Here is a 15,543-nt window from a genome sequence, read left to right as displayed (position 1 = left end):
GTGCGTCAGGACGCGGGAGGGATCAGCCCTCGGCCGGGGCCTCGGCGTGGGACTCGTGTCCCTTGCCGCCCTCGGTGTCCACCTCGTCGGCGACGACCGGCGCGAGCGACAGCTTGCCGCGGTCGTCCACCTTGGTGACCTCGACCAGGATCTTCTGGCCGACGCCGAGGACGTCCTCGACGTTCTCCACACGCTTGCCGCCGGCGAGCTTGCGCACCTCGGAGACGTGGAGCAGACCGTCGCGGCCCGGGAGCAGCGACACGAACGCACCGAACGTGGCGATCTTGACGACCGTGCCGAGGAACTGGTCCCCGATCTCCGGGTTCGTCGGGTTCGCGATCGCGTTGACCTGGGCGCGAGCGGCCTCGGCCGACGGACCGTCGACGGCGCCGATGTACACGGTGCCGTCGTCCTCGATCGAGATGTCGGCGCCGGTCTCGTCCTGGATGCCGTTGATCGTCTTGCCCTTCGGGCCGATCAGCTCGCCGATCTTGTCGACGGGGATCTGCACCGAGATGACACGAGGAGCGGTGTCCGCCATCTCGTCGGGGGCGTCGATCGCCTCGTTCAGCACGCCGAGGATGGCCGAGCGGGCCTCCTTGGCCTGCTTGAGCGCGGCGTCGAGGACGGACGAGGGGATGCCGTCGAGCTTCGTGTCCAGCTGGATGGCCGTGACGAAGTCCGAGGTACCGGCGACCTTGAAGTCCATGTCGCCGAGCGCGTCTTCGGCACCGAGGATGTCGGTCAGCGCCGCGTAGCGGGTCTGGCCGTCGACGGTGTCGGAGACGAGGCCCATCGCGATGCCCGCGACCGGGGCCTTGAGGGGCACACCGGCGTTGAGGAGCGACAGGGTCGAGGCGCAGACGGAACCCATCGACGTCGAACCGTTGGAGCCGAGGGCCTCGGACACCTGACGGATGGCGTAGGGGAACTCCTCGCGCGACGGCAGCACCGGCACGAGGGCGCGCTCGGCGAGGAAGCCGTGCCCGATCTCGCGACGCTTCGGCGAACCGACACGACCGGTCTCACCCGTCGAGTACGGCGGGAAGTTGTAGTGGTGCAGGTAGCGCTTCTTCGTGACGGGCGACAGCGAGTCGATCTGCTGCTCCATCTTGAGCATGTTCAGCGTGGTGACGCCCAGGATCTGGGTCTCGCCGCGCTGGAAGATCGCCGAACCGTGGACGCGCGGGATCACGGCGACCTCGGCGTCGAGCGGACGGATGTCGGCGAGGCCGCGACCGTCCATGCGGACCTGCTCGGTCAGGATCCGGCCGCGGACGACCTTCTTCGTGACCGACTTGTAGGCACCGCTGACCTGGCCGTTGGCGCTCTCGGGGAGCTCGCCGGCCGTCACCTTGGCGGCGATGGCCTCCTTGACGCGGGCCTTCAGGGCGTCGTCGGCGTCCTGACGCTCGAGCTTGCCGGCGATCTTGTAGACGTCGCCGAGCTCGGACAGCGCGATGGCCTCGACCGCGTCGTAGACCTCGGGGGCGTACGGCGGGAAGACCGGGTAGTCCTGGATCTCCTTGGCCGACTGGGCGGCCATCTTCGCCTGCGCCTCGACGAGCTGCTTGAGGAACGGCTTCGCCGCCTCGAGCCCCTGCGCGACGACGGCCTCGTCGGGCTTGGTCGCGCCGCCCTGGATGAGGTCCCAGCTGTGCTCGGTGGCCTCGGCCTCGACCATCATGATGGCGACGTCCTCGTTGCCGGCCTCGTCCGTGACGACACGTCCCGCGACGGTGAGGTCGAAGACGGCCTCGGCGAGCTGCGACGCCTTCGGGAACGCGACCCACTGGTCACCGATGAGCGCGAGGCGCACACCGGCGATCGGGCCGGAGAACGGCAGACCGGAGATCTGCGTCGACGCGGACGCCGCGTTGATCGCGAGCGCGTCGTAGAACTCGTCCGGAGCGATGCTCAGGACGGTGATGACGATCTGGACCTCGTTGCGGAGGCCGTCGACGAACGACGGGCGCAGCGGCCGGTCGATGAGGCGGCAGACGAGGATCGCCTCGGTGCTGGGACGGCCTTCACGACGGAAGAACGAACCGGGGATCTTGCCGGCGGCGTACGAGCGCTCCTCGACGTCGACGGTCAGCGGGAAGAAGTCGAACCCTTCACGCGGGTGCTTGCCGGCGCTGGTGGCCGAGAGGAGCATGGTGTCCTCGTCGAGGTACGCGGCGACCGCGCCCTGCGCCTGCTGTGCGAGCCGACCGGTCTCGAACCGGACGGTGCGCTTGCCGTACTTGCCGTTGTCGAGAACGGCCTCGGCGAACTTGATCTCGGGACCCTCCAAAAGGGTGCCTCCTTGATGTGTTCGGCAGGCTGGGGCCACGGCACCCGATGGTGCGTGCGCGCCGAAGGGATCGGGACGCATGTCTGGCCAGCAGTAGAAGCACTCGGGAAACCGTCCGGCCCGCGAGCCACCACCGATGACCAGCTCCGTGCCCGGCCTGCGCAGTGTTTGTCGTAACGCCCGGGGAAACGGTCCCTGGACGTGATGGACTTTACCAGTCCTCAGGGATTCGGCGGCGAGGCTCACGGCGAACCGGAGTGTCCTCGCTAGCCTGCTGCCATGCGCCTCACCCCCTCCCGGGGCTGGTTCGTCGCGGCCGCAGTGGTCGTCGGCGCGCTCGTCGCCCCCGTCGTCACCGCTGTCCCGGCGAACGCGACGGAGTACCCGAGCTGGCAGGACGTCGAGCACGCGAAGGGCAACGAGCAGACCAAGAAGGCCGAGGTCGCCAGGGTCCAGGCGGCACTGGAGTCCGCCCAGCAGGCCGCAGCCGTGAAGTCGCAGGCCGCGCTCGTGGCGTCCCAGCGTGCGGACGCGGCCGAGGCGGCACTGGCGTCGGCCACCCAGGCCTCCACGAGCCTCCAGACCCAGGCGGACCAGGCGGCGAAGACCGCGGACCGCGCCCAACAGCGCGCCGGCCAGCTCGCCGCGAACCTCTACCGCGACGGCAGCTCGAGCCAGATGACCACGCGCATCGCGACGGCGAAGGACCCCTCCCAGCTGCTGTACCAGCTCGGCGCGCTCGACCAGCTGTCGTCGACGTGGGCCGGCGTGATGGACGACGCCTCGGTCGCCGCGAGGACCGCGTCCTCGCTGCACGACCAGGCCACCCGTGCCGAGGACGAACGCGCCGACCTGGCCGACGCCGCCGAGACGAAGGCGAGTGCGGCGAAGGACGCCGAGGCCGCCGCGGACGCCGCGGTCGACGACACGCAGCAGCACAGCGACGAGCTGTACGCCCAGCTGGCGTCGCTCAAGGACACCACCGCGAAGACCGAGCAGCGCTACCAGCTCGGCGTGCAGGTCGCGGCGCAGAAGGCCGAACAGCAGCGGAAGCGCGAGGAGGCGGCCGCGGCAGCAGCAGCCGAGGCGGCACCGAGCTCCGCCGTGCCGTCGACGAGCGGCGGCGGTTCGTCCTACCCGAGCACGGGCGGCGTCGTGGTCGATCCGGCGGGTGCCCAGGCCTACGCCCGCAGCGCCATCGGGTCGTACGGGTGGGGGTCGGACCAGTTCTCGTGCCTGGTGTCCCTGTGGACGCAGGAGTCCGGCTGGCGCGCGAACGCCCTGAACGTCTCGAGCGGTGCGTACGGCATCCCCCAGTCGCTCCCGGCGGAGAAGATGTCCGTCGCCGGCGCGGACTGGCGGACGAACGCGGCGACCCAGATCAACTGGGGCCTCGCCTACATCCACGACGCCTACGGCTCGCCGTGCGGGGCGTGGAACCACGAGATGAGCGTCAACCCGCACTGGTACTGATCAGCCGTCGTCGGCGGGCCAGCCCCCGATCCGGACGACGGTGCCGTCCGCAGCGACCAGGCGTGCCGCGCGGCCGCTCCGCCGGAGCATCTCGGTGGCACCGTGTCCGCGGACGACCGCGGCGGTCGTCATCGTGTTCGCGGTGACGCACGACGGCGCGACCACGGTCACCGAGCGCCAGACCGGCTCGGCCGGCAGCCCCCACCGCGGGTCGAGGATGTGGTGCCGGGCGTGGCCGTCCTGCTCCCACCGCCGCTTCCGGGTGCTCGAGGTCGCGACGGACCAGCCGGAAGCGATCCGCACCTGGTCGGCGGGGTCGTCGTCGAGGTCCTGCACCCGGACCTGCCAGCCGCCGGACGGGTCGGGCCCGGCCGTCGCCACGTCCCCGCCGAGCGAGACGAGCGCGCCGATGCCGAGGCGGGCGGTGATGCTCGCCGCGGCCATGTCGGCAGCGGCGGCCTTGGCGGTGGCTCCGAGGTCGAGCGTGACGCCCTCGGGCACACGCAGGAAGGTGCCGGACAGCAGGACCCGCTGCCACGCCGGGCGACCGTCGAGCGCTCGGGCCACGGCCTCGGGCGTCGGCACGGGTGGGGCGTCGGCGAACGCGGCGTCGTAGCCCAGCGACGCCATGCGGGCGCCGAGGGTCGGGTCGACGTCGCCGTCGGAGGCGCGTGCGGCGTCGAGCGCGTGGTGCACGAGTGCGGCGAGGAGCGGGGAGACCTCGGCGCCGCGGACCAGGTCGGCGGCGCGGGCGACGAGCTCGGAGTCGCTGCGGAAGCGGCTGCACGCCGCGTCGACGGCGGCGGTGACCTCGACGACGCATGCCCGTGCGGCGGCGAGGTGGCGGCGGTCTCGGTGGTCGAGGACGACGCGGGCGGTGGTGGTCCAGAGGTCCCACTCGGCTGCGGCACGCACGGTCACGATCCCGTCGTGGTCGCGTCCGAGGAGCCGGAGCCACCGGTCGTGCCCTGGCTCACGCCCTGGTCGGACGAGGTCCCGGAGTCGGTCGAGCTCCCCGTGTCGGACGAGGTCCCGGAGTCGGTCGCGGTCCCGGCGTCGGACGAGGTCCCGGCGTCACTCGTCGACGAGTCGGCCGAGCCCGTCGTGGCCTGCTCGTGCCCGAACCACACCCCGGCCCCGGTCAGGGCCGCGACCACGAGCCCGCCCACGCTGACGAGCGCACTCGTCGTCCAGCCGGGTCGCCGGCCGTTGCCCCTGGTGTCCATCGGTCCTCCTCGTCGTCACGATCGGTCGTCACGACGAGGTTCCCGAGCCGACCGGTGAGCGGGCCGGGCAGGGGCTGCACCCCCGCCCGACGACCCCTGTGGCCGGCCTAAGAGCGCACGGCCGAGTGGCCGAGCCCACCGAGCAGGGACGCGAAGTCCGCCGTCTCGGGGAGCGCGTCGGCTTCCTGCGGGGTCCGACGGGAGGCGCGGATCGCCCAGGCAAGGTCTTCCCCGGCCCGGCGGATGCGACCGTCCAGTGCGGCCGAGTCGCCCTCGCTCCCCCAGTCGTCGGTGGCGGCGAACACACCGGTGGGGACGACCGCGGCGCGGAGGTACGCGAACACCGGACGCAGCGCGTGCTCGATCGCGAGCGAGTGCCGTGCGGTGCCGCCGGTGGCTCCGAGCAGGACCGGCATGTCGGCGAGCGAGTCCTTGTCGAGCACGTCGAGGAACGACTTCGCCAGACCGCTCACGCCGGCGGTGAAGATCGGCGTGACGAACACCACGGCGTCGGCCTCGACGACCGTCGCCATCGCGGCGGACAGCGCCGGTGCGGCGAACCCGGTGAGCATCGCGTCGGTGATCTCGTGCGCCAGCGGACGCAGGTCGACGTGCAGGACGTGCGCCGCGCCTCCTGGCAGGCCGGACGGGCTCGGTGCGGCGAGCGCCGCGATCGTGGCCTCGCCCAGGCGGTCGGCGAGCAGGCGGGTGGAGCTGGGCTCGGAGAGCCCGGCGGAGACGACGGCGATGGTGGTCATGGTGAGTCCCGACTTTCGATGCGTTTGCATGAACATCGTACCCAACCGCACGTCCCCCGCAACCATTCCCGGGGGAACGGAGAACGCCCCGGTCCTCGTGTGAGGGCCGGGGCGTTCGGTCAAGCCGTGGGTCGGTCGACTAGCGACGCAGGCCGAGACGCTCGATGAGCGCACGGTAGCGGGCGATGTCGACGTCGGAGAGGTAACCGAGGAGACGGCGACGCTGACCGACCATGAGCAGCAGACCACGACGCGAGTGGTGGTCGTGCTTGTGCTCCTTGAGGTGCTCGTTCAGGTCGTTGATACGACGCGTCAGAACGGCGACCTGGACCTCGGGGGAACCGGTGTCGCCCGGGTGGGTCGCGTACTCTTCGATGATCTCCTGCTTGACCTTCGCGTCAAGTGCCATGCGTAGATCCCCTTTCAGTCCGTTGCGCGGTGCCCGTGCCTGATGCACGAGCGCTCTTTGTCCGCGGCCGTTCGACGGCAACCGCGCAAGACTACCAGATCGCTAGACGGTCCTGGCGCGCAGCCGACGTCGACGCGGTGCCGGCAAGAGACTGCGGACGAGGCCGACGAGCGTCGCGCCGAGCAGGCCGCCGAGGCCGTTCGACAGGACGTCGCGCGGATCGGCCACGCGGTAGGGCAGGTAGGTCGCCTGCGCGAACTCGATGCCGGTGGAGAGCACGACCGCGACGACCGCACCGAGGATCCACCACCGGCGCGGGAGCCAGAGCGCGGCGAGCATCCCCACGGGCACGAACATCGCGATGTTGGCGAGGAACTCCACGCGGTCGTAGCTGAACCACGTGCCGTGCGGGAGCTGCTGCACCCAGGCGATCGCGTGCAGGACGAGGGAGTTCTGCGCCGCCGAGAAGACCTGCGGGGTCAGCGTCATCCGCCAGATCACCCAGGCGTACGCCGCGGTCAGGGCGAGGAGGAGGAGCTTCCGGAACATCCGGCTAGTCTGGGACACGGTCCTGGCAAGAACCGGCGGCGACGCTGGGTGAACGCCCGGCGGGACGGGCCGGGCCTGGGCACGCCGGGGGCGCACCTGCGAGCATGGGCGCATGCCGAGTCTCGAGGGAACCCGTGCACGCCGCAGCCCCGGCCGTCGTCAGTGGACGTGGATCGGGCTTGCCGCGGTCGTCGTCGCCGCGCTCGTCGTGACGCTCGTGCTGGTGCTCCCCCGCGGCACCGAGCCCACCGGCAGGCAGGTCGCCGAGCGGAAGACGGCGTCCGAGGCGTTCCCCGGCGGCCTCGCGGAGCAGCCCGAGGCCGAGAACCAACCCGGCAAGCGGGAGTCCGAGGCCCGTGCCGACGGCGACGACACCACGGCCCGGAAGATCGCCGTCATCGCGGACGAGCCGATCGCCACCTGGCTGACGAACACCTCGGTGTCCGAGACGCGTCAGACCATCCGGGACGTCGTCCGCAGCGCCGAGCGGCAGCAGAAGACACCGGTGTTCGTCCTCTACAACGTCCCGGACCGCGACTGCGGCAGCTACTCCAAGGGCGGGACCGCCGCGGACGAGTACCTGCCGTGGGTCCGGTCGGCGGTGCGGGCCATGGCGGGTTCCCGGGCCGTCGTGCTCGTCGAGCCGGACGCCATCGCCCAGATCCAGGTGTGCAAGCGCCTCGAGCAGGACCGCCTGCCCCTGATCCGCAAGGCCGTCGACGAGCTCAGCGGCCACGGCCTCACCGTGTACCTCGACGGCGGGAACGAGAACCGCGTGCCGACGGCGACGATGGCGAAGTGGCTGCGCGAGGCCGGGGTCGACCGGGTGCAGGGCTTCTTCACGAACGTCTCGAACTTCTACCGGGTCGACCAGGAACGCGCCTACGCCGATCGGCTCGCGGACGCGATCGGCGGCGACCCGCACTTCGTCATCGACGTCTCGCGCAACGGTCAGGGCTGGCGCGGCACGTGGTGCAACCCGGACGGCGCCGGCCTCGGCCAGGCCCCGCACGTCACCCGCGGTTCCACCCGGCTCGACGCGCTGCTGTGGGTGAAGACGCCGGGGCTGAGCGACGGCACCTGCAACGGCGGGCCGGCCGCCGGACAGTGGTGGGAGTCGTACGCCCTCGGGCTCGTGGACAACCGCAAGCAGGACTGACCGCGGTGTCGGTGCCCGGTGGTTGCATGACGCCATGACCCCGACCGACCGCATCCGATCCGTCGTCCCGCCCTACCTGCTCCGCGCCGTTGCCGACGCCCAGGGCTTCCCACGCGCGGCCTCGGCGGCACGGACGGCGCTGGCGTCGCTCGACACCGTCCAGCGTCCGAAGCACGAGCACCGGATCCGTCCGCAGGGCGTGAGCGGCGCGGTCGACCGGTCGCCGCAGCGGACCATCTCCGACGCGCACGGCAGCACCACGCTCCCGGGCACCCCGGTCCGGCGCGAGGGCGACCCGGACTCCGGCGACCCCGCGGTGGACGAGGCCTACACGGGCCTCGGCGACACCCACGCCTTCTGGCTCGAGGTCTTCGGCCGGGTGTCGATCGACGGCGCAGGCCTCCCCCTCGACGCCACGGTGCACTACGGGCAGGACTACGACAACGCCTACTGGGACGGCAGCCGGATGGTGTTCGGCGACGGCGACGGCGAGGTCTTCAACCGCTTCACGATCGCGGTCGACGTCATCGGCCACGAACTCGCGCACGGCGTGACCCAGTACACCGCCGACCTCACGTACGAGGGGCAGTCCGGGGCGCTGAACGAGTCGATCAGCGACGTCTTCGGCTCGCTCGTCGCCCAGTACGCCCGACGCCAGAGCGCCGACCAGGCGTCGTGGCTCATCGGCGAGGGGCTCTTCACGCCGGCCGTGCACGGCGTCGCACTGCGGTCGATGCAGGCCCCCGGCACCGCCTACGCTGACCCGGCGCTCGGCAAGGACCCGCAGCCCGCGACGATGGCCGGGTACGTCGACACCACCGAGGACTCCGGCGGCGTGCACACGAACTCCGGCATCCCGAACCACGCCTTCTACCTGGCCGCCACGGCGATCGGCGGCAACGCGTGGGAAGGCGCCGGAGCCGTCTGGTGGGACGCCCTCACGTCCGACGCCGTCACCGCCTCGATCGACTTCGCCGGGTTCGCCACCGTCACCGTCGACGCCGCCCGCACGCGCTTCGGGGACGGGTCGGCGCAGCACACCGCGGTGCAGGACGCCTGGCGCACGGTCGGCGTGCTCGACTGAGCCGGGCTGCCGGCGTACCGTCGGGGGCATGCACATCGACGTCCGCCGCAGTGGGGGCATCGCCGGCACCACCAGGGGTTGGCGCGTCGACACCGATGCCTGCGACGACCCGGGCGGGTGGTCGGCGCTCGTCGGTGCCCTGCCCCGCGACGCCCCGAGTGCCCCTGCGCCGGGTGTCCGCGACGACTTCACGTGGACGATCACGGTCGAACGGACGACGGTCACGATCCCCGGCACCCGCCTCGACGGCCCGTGGGCGGCGCTGGTGACGCGCGTGCGGGCCGAGGGCACCCCGACCTGACGGACGTGCGCCGCGCCTCCCGTGCGCCCGCGCGCTCGTGCGCCCGCTTCGTGAGCAGAAACGGTCGGGTCGCCCGCGCGCACCCGACCATTCCTGCTCACGAAGTGATGCGCGCCGCGCTCACGAAGTGACGCGCGCCGCGCTCACGAAGTGACGCGCGCCGCGCTCAGGCGACGTCGACGACGGTCAGGCGGCGCGTCGGGCGCGTCATGGCGACGTACACGGCGGCAGCCGCACGCGCCGCGTCCGCACCGACCCGCTCCGGGTCGACCAGCAGCACGCCGTCGAACTCGAGCCCCTTCGCATCGGCGCCCGTGAGCACCGTGACGGATCCCGGCCGGGGCGACCCGAGCGACCGGACGTCCACCTCGGTCCGGGCCAACCGCTCGCGGACCGCGTCCACGTCGGCCTCGGGCACGATGACGCCGATCGTGCCGGCGCCGATGTGCTCCCGCTCGCTGCCGACGATCGCGGCGACCGTGTCGAGCACCTCGGCCCGGCTGGACGTGACGCGCACCACGGGGTCGCCGTCGCGCACGGCCTCGGTCCGGGTCACCGCGAGGCCGGCGGCGTCCGCGAAGGCCCCGGCGGCCTCGACGATCGAGCGCGGCGTGCGGTAGTTCACCGTGAGTTCCTCGACGCGGTGCTCGATCGGCACCTGGGGCGCGCGGCCCCGACGACGGCGGGCGAGGGCGCCGACGACGTCGTCCCACGTGCGGGCGGCCCCGGGCGAGGACCCCTGCGCCATGTCCCCCACGATGGTGAACGAGCGGAGCGGGTTCCGGCGGGCGAGCACCCGCCACTGCATCGGGGAGAGCTCCTGCGCCTCGTCGACGACGATGTGGCCGTAGGTCCACTCCCGGTCCTCGGCGGCGCGCTCGGCGGTGGAGCGGGGGTCGCCGCCCTCGGCGAAGGAGCCGGCGACCTGCTCGGCGGTGACGATGCCCTCGACGCCCATGTTCTCGATGGCCTGGCGGGCGTTCTCGATGTCGCGGTTGCGGCTGGCCTTCGCCGCGCGCTTGGCGGCACCGCCGGTGGGGTCGAACGGGCCGAGGAGCTCCGCGGCCTCGTCGAGGAGCGGGACGTCCTCGACCGTGAACGCGGCTCCCCGCTCACGCAGCAGCAGGGCCCGGCGCTCCGGGGTCCAGTGGGGGGTGAGCGAGGCGAGCCAGTTCGGCCGGGCGTACAGGTCCTCGAGGAGCTTCTCCGGCGGCAGCGGGAGCCACGCGGTGTTGAGGAGCACGCGGGCGTCGTACGACGACCGGATGTCCTCGCGCAGGACCTTCTCGTCCGCCTCGTCGACGGTGGTCCCGCGCTGGCGGAGCTGCTCGGCGAGCAACCGCGTCATGGCGTCGAGCGCGGTCTTGTTGAACGTGACGCGGGCGGCGTTGTGGGGCTTCCCGCGGTCCTGCGCACGCTTCATGGCGTCGGCGACGAGCTCGGGCGGCACGACGAGCCGCTCCCCCTCGACGTCGAGCGTGACCGACTCGGTCGGGACGACCTGGCGGGACCGCACCGCGCGACGGAGCAGCTGCGCCATCTCGGCCGAGCCCTTCACCGCGGCGACGTCGCGCTGGTCGTGCTTCGTCGCGTGCACGCCCGGGTAGAGCGAGCCGAGCGAGGCCATCACCACGCCGGTCTCGCCGAGCGACGGGAGCACCTGCTCGATGTAGGTCAGGAACGCCGGCGACGGGCCGACCATGAGCACGCCGGACCCCCGGAGCCGCTCGCGGTACGAGTACAGCAGGTAGGCCGCACGGTGCAGGGCCACGGCGGTCTTGCCCGTGCCGGGGCCGCCCTGGACGATGAGGACGCCCTCGAGCGGGGAGCGGATGATCCGGTCCTGCTCGCCCTGGATCGTCGCGACGATGTCCGTCATCCGGCCGGTGCGCTCGGCGGTGACCGCGGCGAGGAGCGCGCCCTCGCCCTGCAGGTGCGTGCGCTCGTCGTCGTAGAGCGTGGCGTCGAAGACCTCGTCCTCGATGCCGACGACGCTGCGGCCGTCGAGGGTCAGGTGCCGGCGGGCGCGCATGCCCATCGGGTGCGCGGCGGTCGCCTGGTAGAAGGCGCTGGCACCGGGGACGCGCCAGTCGAGCAGGAGCGGTCGGTGGTCGCGGTCCCGAAGGCCCACGCGACCGATGTAGCGGAACGAGTCCTCGTCGTTGTCCGGCTCGGACACCTCGAGCCGCCCGAAGACCAGGCGGTCGCCGACGCGCTCGAGCGTCGCGATGGTGTCCTCGTAGAGCCGGGCGTACGCATCGCGCTCACTGCGGCTCTGGTGGTTCCCGCCGACCGCTTGACGACGGGTTTCGGCGAGACGCTGCTCGGCCTCGGCGGTCAGCTCGTCGAGACGGCCGAACAGGCCGTCCACGTAGCCGCGCTCGCGGTCGATCTCGGTCGGTTCTGACACACACAACCCTTCGGGACAGGGGAACCCAGTGTAGTCCCCCCATCCCGAAGTGAGGCTTCCTACATCTCTTCGTGCGTGTCCGGGTCGCCGTCCCAGAGGCGTCCGCGCTCGAGGCCGGAGATCGCCGCGACCTCGGCGTCGGTCAGCTCGAAGCCGAAGACGTCGAGGTTCTCGCGCTGCCGGGCCGCGTCGCCGGACTTCGGCACCGGGACGGCACCGATCTGGACGTGCCAGCGGAGCACGACCTGCCCGGGGGTGACCCCGTGCGCGGCGGCGGCGTCGACGATCGGCTGCTCCGTGAGGAGTTCCGACCGCTTCGCGAGGGGGCTCCAGCTCTCGGTGACGATGCCGAGCTCCTGGTGCACCTTCCGCAGTTCGCCCTGCGGGAAGTACGGGTGCAGCTCGACCTGGTTCACGGCCGGGGCGACACCCGTGGCGTCCACGATGCGACGCAGGTGCTCCGGGGTGAAGTTCGAGACGCCGATCGAGCGGACCTTGCCGCTGTCGCGGAGGTCGACGAAGGCCTTCCAGGTGTCGACGAACTTGTCCACGGACGGGTTCGGCCAGTGGATGAGGTACAGGTCGACCGAGTCGAGGCCCAGGTTGCCGAGGGTCTCGTCGATCGAGCGGTGCGCCTCGTCGTAGCCGTGGTGGCGGCCGGGGAGCTTCGACGTGACGACGAGGTCCTCGCGCGCCACCTCCGACTCGCGGACGGCCTTGCCGACGGCGTCCTCGTTGCCGTAGTTGAGCGCGGTGTCGAGCAGCCGGTAGCCGCCCGCGATCGCCGTCCCGACGGCCGCCGCGCCCTCGTCGCCGTTCAGCCCGTAGGTGCCGAGGCCGAGCTCCGGGAACCGGTGTCCGTCGTTCAGCTCGATGGTCGGTGCGCCGACCTGCATCAGCGGACCCCGAGCAGGTCGATGACGAAGATCAGGGTCTTGCCGGACAGGAAGTGGCCGCCGCCGGCGGGGCCGTAGGCGAGCTCCGGCGGGACGACGAGCTTGCGGCGCCCGCCGACCTTCATGCCGGGGATGCCCTCCTGCCAGCCGCGCACCAGGGCGGCGAGCGGGAAGTCGATCGGTTCGCCGCGGTTCCACGAGCTGTCGAACTCCTCGCCGGTCTCGTACTCGACGCCGGCGTAGTGCACCTTGACGGTCGACCCGGCGGAGGCCACGTCGCCGGAGCCCTCGACGATGTCGGTGATGACGAGCTCGGTGGGGGCGGGGCCCTCGGGGGCGTCGAACTCGGGCTTGCTGTTCAGGTCAGTCATGCCCGCCAGTCAACCAGAGAGCGCGGACATGGCCCCGCACGTCCACGGACGGCGCCGCAGCCCCCAGAATGGTTCCACCGTGACATCATCCACACCGACCGGCGAGCGCCGACGCCGTCTCCTCGCCGACCTCACCCCGCTCCGCCGCTCCCCCGCGTTCGCCCGGCTCTGGCTCGGCACCGCCATCGCCGGCATCGGCACGCAGATGACCACCGTCGCCGTCGGCCTCGAGGTCTACGACATCACCGGCTCGACCTTCGCGGTCGCCCTCGTCGGCGTGATCGCGCTCCTGCCGATGATCGTCGCCGGCCTCTACGGCGGGATGCTCGCCGACGCGTTCGACCGGCGCACCGTCGCACTCGTGTCCGCCGTGATCGCCTGGGCCGCCGTGGCCCTGATCGCCACGCACGCCTGGCTCGGACTGCACAGCGTCGCCCTGCTCTACGTCCTCGCCACGGTCAACGCCGTCGCCGCGACCGTGAGCAACGCGTCCCGCTCCGCGATCGTGCCCCGGCTCGTGGGCACGGACCTGCTGCCGGCGGCGAGCGCCCTCGGCGGCATCGCCTCGGGGTTCCAGGTCACGGTGGGTCCCGCGGTCGCGGGCGTGCTCATCGCGGCCGTCGGCTTCGCCCCGACGTACACGATCGACGTGGTCCTGTTCACGTTCGCGTTCCTCGGGGTGTTCACCCTGCCGCGGATGGCCGCCGACCGGGACGCGCTCCGTCCGGGGCTCAGCTCGCTCGTCGAGGGGGCGCGGTTCCTCCGACGGTCGCGGAACATCACCATGACGTTCGTGCTCGACATCGTCGCGATGACGTTCGGGCAGCCCCGCGTGCTCTTCCCCGCGATCGGTGCGCTCGTGATCGGCGGCGGGTCGATCACCGTCGGCACCCTCACCGCGGCGTACGCGATCGGAGCCCTGCTCTCGAGCGTCTTCTCCGGTCCGCTCGGACACGTCCGCCGCCAGGGCGAGGCGGTCGGCTGGGCGATCACCGCTTACGGTGGCGCCATCGCGGCGTTCGGCGTGGTCATCGCCTGCGCCCACGCGCTCGGCGGCCGCGAGGGCGACGCGTTCAGCACCGGCATCCTGCCCGCGCTCGGCCTCGCGGCGCTCTTCCTCGCGGCGGCCGGCGGCGCCGACAACGTCAGCTCGGTGTTCCGGAACACGATCCTGCAGGCCGCCTCCCCGGACGGCATGCGCGGACGCCTGCAGGGCATCTTCATCGTCGTCGTCACCGGTGGACCGCGGCTGGGCGACCTCTACGCGGGGCTGGTGGTCGCCGCCGGCATCGCGTACCCGCCGATCATCGGCGGCGTGCTGATCATCGGCCTGGTCGCGCTGCTCCTCCGCGCGGTGCCGTCCTTCCGCCGGTACGACGCACGGCACCCGCACGCGAACTGACGAGCGGAGCGGCCGCCGGACGCGACCGTCGGCCGGACGGGAGGCGCGGTGCGGGCTGCCACCGCGCCTCCTGGCCCGCAGGTGTCGGGTACCGTACAACGCATGCCGGACAGCGCATCGCGCGACCTCCAGCGGACGGGAGTCCGCGCCGTGGTCCGGCGCACCTACCACTCGGTCATCCGGCACCGCGTCGTCGACGCGGCGGCGTCGCTGACGTTCTTCGCGCTGCTCACGGTGTTCCCGACGACGCTGACCGTGGTGTCGGCCCTGTCGATCGTGGACCGGCAGGGCGACAGCCTCGAGGACATCATCGGGATCCTCGGGTTCATCGTCCGCCCCGAGACGGCGTCGCACCTCGAGGGTCCGCTCCGGCAGCTCCTCACCCTGGACAACCCGTGGCTCGGCTTCGCGATCGGCGTCGTGCTGACGCTGTGGTCGCTCTCCGGGTACGCGACGGCGTTCGGCCGGGCGATGAACACCGCCTACGAGGTCGAGGAGGGGCGTCGCATCTGGAAGTTCCGCAGCATGATGCTCCTCGTCACGCTGCTCGTGATGGCCGGCGGTGCGATCGCGATCGTGATCCTGCTCGGCACCCCGACGATCTCCGCCGCGGTCATCCGGTCCTTCGGGTGGGCGCCGTGGATCGACGACCTCTGGAACGTGGTGAAGTGGCCGATCCTCGCCGCCGACCTCGTCGTGATGGTCGCGGTGCTGTACTACGCGACGCCGAACGTGAAGACGCCGCAGCTGCGGTGGGTGTCCGCCGGTGCCGGGTTCGCCATCGTGACGTGGGCGCTGGCGACGCTCGGGTTCTCGCTCTACGTCGAGACGATCGGCGGCGGCAACAAGGCCTACGGGTGGCTCGGTGGCGCGATCCTGCTGCTCGTGTACCTGTACATCTCGAACTTCGTCCTCGTGGTGGGCGGTGAGCTCGACTCCGAGGTGATCCGGATGCGCCAGCTCCTCGCCGGGATCGAGGCCGACGAGTCCATCCGGCTGCCGCTGCGCGACGTCACGCGGAACTTCACGCTCGCCCGGTGGCGGGACGCCGACATCGCCGCCGCACACCACGTCCGGACGATCGCGGCGCAGCGGGCGGCCGAGGACGACGCCGATCCCGCCCGTGCCGAGGCGGCGGAACACCTGCGGGACCTGTCCCGGCAGGTGCGGGTCGGCGAGCCGCCGATGCCGTAGGCGCCGGGTGAACGC

At 72.2% G+C, this 15,543-nt stretch carries 15 protein-coding genes; 6 read left to right on the top strand and 9 right to left on the bottom strand.

Annotation, left to right across the window (positions count from 1 at the left end; genetic code table 11):
- Nucleotides 1-22 precede the first annotated feature (22 nt).
- Nucleotides 23-2,296 carry a polyribonucleotide nucleotidyltransferase gene (locus HWD93_RS04270; protein ID WP_071295422.1) on the bottom strand — a complete coding sequence of 758 codons (2,274 nt, stop codon included), beginning with the start codon at nt 2,294-2,296 and terminating at the stop codon, nt 23-25.
- Nucleotides 2,297-2,575: 279 nt separating this feature from the next.
- Here HWD93_RS04270 and HWD93_RS04265 point away from each other — a divergent pair, with 279 nt between their 5' ends.
- A complete protein-coding gene (locus HWD93_RS04265; RefSeq protein ID WP_261646126.1) occupies nt 2,576-3,769 on the top strand; it encodes a hypothetical protein in 1,194 nt (397 codons plus the stop codon).
- Here HWD93_RS04265 and HWD93_RS04260 read toward each other — a convergent pair whose 3' ends face one another.
- The 5 genes from HWD93_RS04260 to HWD93_RS04240 all read right to left on the bottom strand — a co-directional run bounded on the left by HWD93_RS04260 (nt 3,770) and on the right by HWD93_RS04240 (nt 6,711).
- Nucleotides 3,770-4,690 (bottom strand): FAD:protein FMN transferase, encoded by a 921-nt coding sequence (locus HWD93_RS04260; protein ID WP_261646125.1) that lies wholly within the window; start codon nt 4,688-4,690, stop codon nt 3,770-3,772.
- A complete protein-coding gene (locus tag HWD93_RS04255) occupies nt 4,687-4,995 on the bottom strand; it encodes a hypothetical protein (RefSeq protein ID WP_261646124.1) in 309 nt (102 codons plus the stop codon). The genes HWD93_RS04260 and HWD93_RS04255 overlap by 4 nt, the downstream gene beginning before the upstream one ends.
- Nucleotides 4,996-5,102: 107 nt before the next feature.
- Complete coding sequence (locus HWD93_RS04250) at nt 5,103-5,753, bottom strand: CE1759 family FMN reductase (RefSeq protein WP_070416522.1); 651 nt, start codon at nt 5,751-5,753, stop codon at nt 5,103-5,105.
- Nucleotides 5,754-5,892: 139 nt separating this feature from the next.
- On the bottom strand, nt 5,893-6,162 hold the full coding sequence (gene rpsO, locus HWD93_RS04245) for a 30S ribosomal protein S15 (RefSeq protein WP_070416523.1): 270 nt from the start codon (nt 6,160-6,162) through the stop codon (nt 5,893-5,895).
- Between the two features lie 102 nt (nt 6,163-6,264).
- Nucleotides 6,265-6,711 carry a VanZ family protein gene (locus tag HWD93_RS04240; protein WP_175473608.1) on the bottom strand — a complete coding sequence of 149 codons (447 nt, stop codon included), beginning with the start codon at nt 6,709-6,711 and terminating at the stop codon, nt 6,265-6,267.
- A gap of 112 nt (nt 6,712-6,823) precedes the next feature.
- Between HWD93_RS04240 and HWD93_RS04235 the strand changes: the two genes are divergently transcribed.
- Genes HWD93_RS04235 through HWD93_RS04225 form a run of 3 tightly spaced genes read left to right on the top strand, consistent with a single transcriptional unit; the run spans nt 6,824 to nt 9,255 of the window.
- Complete coding sequence (locus HWD93_RS04235; RefSeq protein ID WP_261646123.1) at nt 6,824-7,870, top strand: glycoside hydrolase family 6 protein; 1,047 nt, start codon at nt 6,824-6,826, stop codon at nt 7,868-7,870.
- 34 nt (nt 7,871-7,904) lie between these two features.
- A complete protein-coding gene (locus HWD93_RS04230; protein WP_261646122.1) occupies nt 7,905-8,954 on the top strand; it encodes a M4 family metallopeptidase in 1,050 nt (349 codons plus the stop codon).
- A gap of 28 nt (nt 8,955-8,982) precedes the next feature.
- Entirely contained in the window at nt 8,983-9,255 is a 273-nt protein-coding gene (locus HWD93_RS04225) for a protealysin inhibitor emfourin (protein WP_092383984.1), read from the top strand.
- Between the two features lie 166 nt (nt 9,256-9,421).
- Here HWD93_RS04225 and HWD93_RS04220 read toward each other — a convergent pair whose 3' ends face one another.
- The 3 genes from HWD93_RS04220 to HWD93_RS04210 are packed head-to-tail and all read right to left on the bottom strand — an operon-like array spanning nt 9,422 to nt 12,932.
- A complete protein-coding gene (locus HWD93_RS04220; RefSeq protein ID WP_261646121.1) occupies nt 9,422-11,665 on the bottom strand; it encodes an ATP-binding domain-containing protein in 2,244 nt (747 codons plus the stop codon).
- Between the two features lie 59 nt (nt 11,666-11,724).
- Nucleotides 11,725-12,561 carry an aldo/keto reductase gene (locus tag HWD93_RS04215; protein ID WP_070416527.1) on the bottom strand — a complete coding sequence of 279 codons (837 nt, stop codon included), beginning with the start codon at nt 12,559-12,561 and terminating at the stop codon, nt 11,725-11,727.
- Entirely contained in the window at nt 12,561-12,932 is a 372-nt protein-coding gene (locus HWD93_RS04210; RefSeq protein WP_092094011.1) for an FKBP-type peptidyl-prolyl cis-trans isomerase, read from the bottom strand. Before HWD93_RS04210 ends, HWD93_RS04215 begins: the two co-directional genes overlap by 1 nt.
- A 79-nt stretch (nt 12,933-13,011) precedes the next feature.
- On the opposite strand from HWD93_RS04210, the gene HWD93_RS04205 reads away from it, so the two are divergent.
- Both HWD93_RS04205 and HWD93_RS04200 read left to right on the top strand, forming a co-directional pair.
- A complete protein-coding gene (locus HWD93_RS04205) occupies nt 13,012-14,334 on the top strand; it encodes an MFS transporter (protein WP_083403314.1) in 1,323 nt (440 codons plus the stop codon).
- A gap of 102 nt (nt 14,335-14,436) precedes the next feature.
- Nucleotides 14,437-15,528: a YihY/virulence factor BrkB family protein gene (locus tag HWD93_RS04200; protein WP_070416528.1), complete on the top strand. Its 1,092-nt coding sequence runs from the start codon at nt 14,437-14,439 to the stop codon at nt 15,526-15,528.
- Nucleotides 15,529-15,543 lie beyond the last annotated feature (15 nt).

This window comes from Curtobacterium sp. C2H10, assembly GCF_025407985.1.
GTDB lineage: Bacteria > Actinomycetota > Actinomycetes > Actinomycetales > Microbacteriaceae > Curtobacterium.
Note: the sequence above shows the minus strand (reverse complement) of the source record. Positions and strands in the feature narration are given on the sequence as shown.

What these genes read in the sequence shown, in the direction of transcription:
- HWD93_RS04240 (WP_175473608.1), bottom strand. Translation starts at nt 6,711, where the DNA reads ATGTTCCGGAAGCTCCTCCTCCTCGCCCTGACCGCGGCGTACGCCTGG.
- HWD93_RS04210 (WP_092094011.1), bottom strand. Translation starts at nt 12,932, where the DNA reads ATGACTGACCTGAACAGCAAGCCCGAGTTCGACGCCCCCGAGGGCCCC.
- HWD93_RS04200 (WP_070416528.1), top strand. Translation starts at nt 14,437, where the DNA reads ATGCCGGACAGCGCATCGCGCGACCTCCAGCGGACGGGAGTCCGCGCC.
- HWD93_RS04255 (WP_261646124.1), bottom strand. Translation starts at nt 4,995, where the DNA reads ATGGACACCAGGGGCAACGGCCGGCGACCCGGCTGGACGACGAGTGCG.
- HWD93_RS04225 (WP_092383984.1), top strand. Translation starts at nt 8,983, where the DNA reads ATGCACATCGACGTCCGCCGCAGTGGGGGCATCGCCGGCACCACCAGG.
- HWD93_RS04235 (WP_261646123.1), top strand. Translation starts at nt 6,824, where the DNA reads ATGCCGAGTCTCGAGGGAACCCGTGCACGCCGCAGCCCCGGCCGTCGT.
- HWD93_RS04265 (WP_261646126.1), top strand. Translation starts at nt 2,576, where the DNA reads ATGCGCCTCACCCCCTCCCGGGGCTGGTTCGTCGCGGCCGCAGTGGTC.
- HWD93_RS04250 (WP_070416522.1), bottom strand. Translation starts at nt 5,753, where the DNA reads ATGACCACCATCGCCGTCGTCTCCGCCGGGCTCTCCGAGCCCAGCTCC.
- rpsO (WP_070416523.1), bottom strand. Translation starts at nt 6,162, where the DNA reads ATGGCACTTGACGCGAAGGTCAAGCAGGAGATCATCGAAGAGTACGCG.
- HWD93_RS04230 (WP_261646122.1), top strand. Translation starts at nt 7,905, where the DNA reads ATGACCCCGACCGACCGCATCCGATCCGTCGTCCCGCCCTACCTGCTC.
- HWD93_RS04215 (WP_070416527.1), bottom strand. Translation starts at nt 12,561, where the DNA reads ATGCAGGTCGGCGCACCGACCATCGAGCTGAACGACGGACACCGGTTC.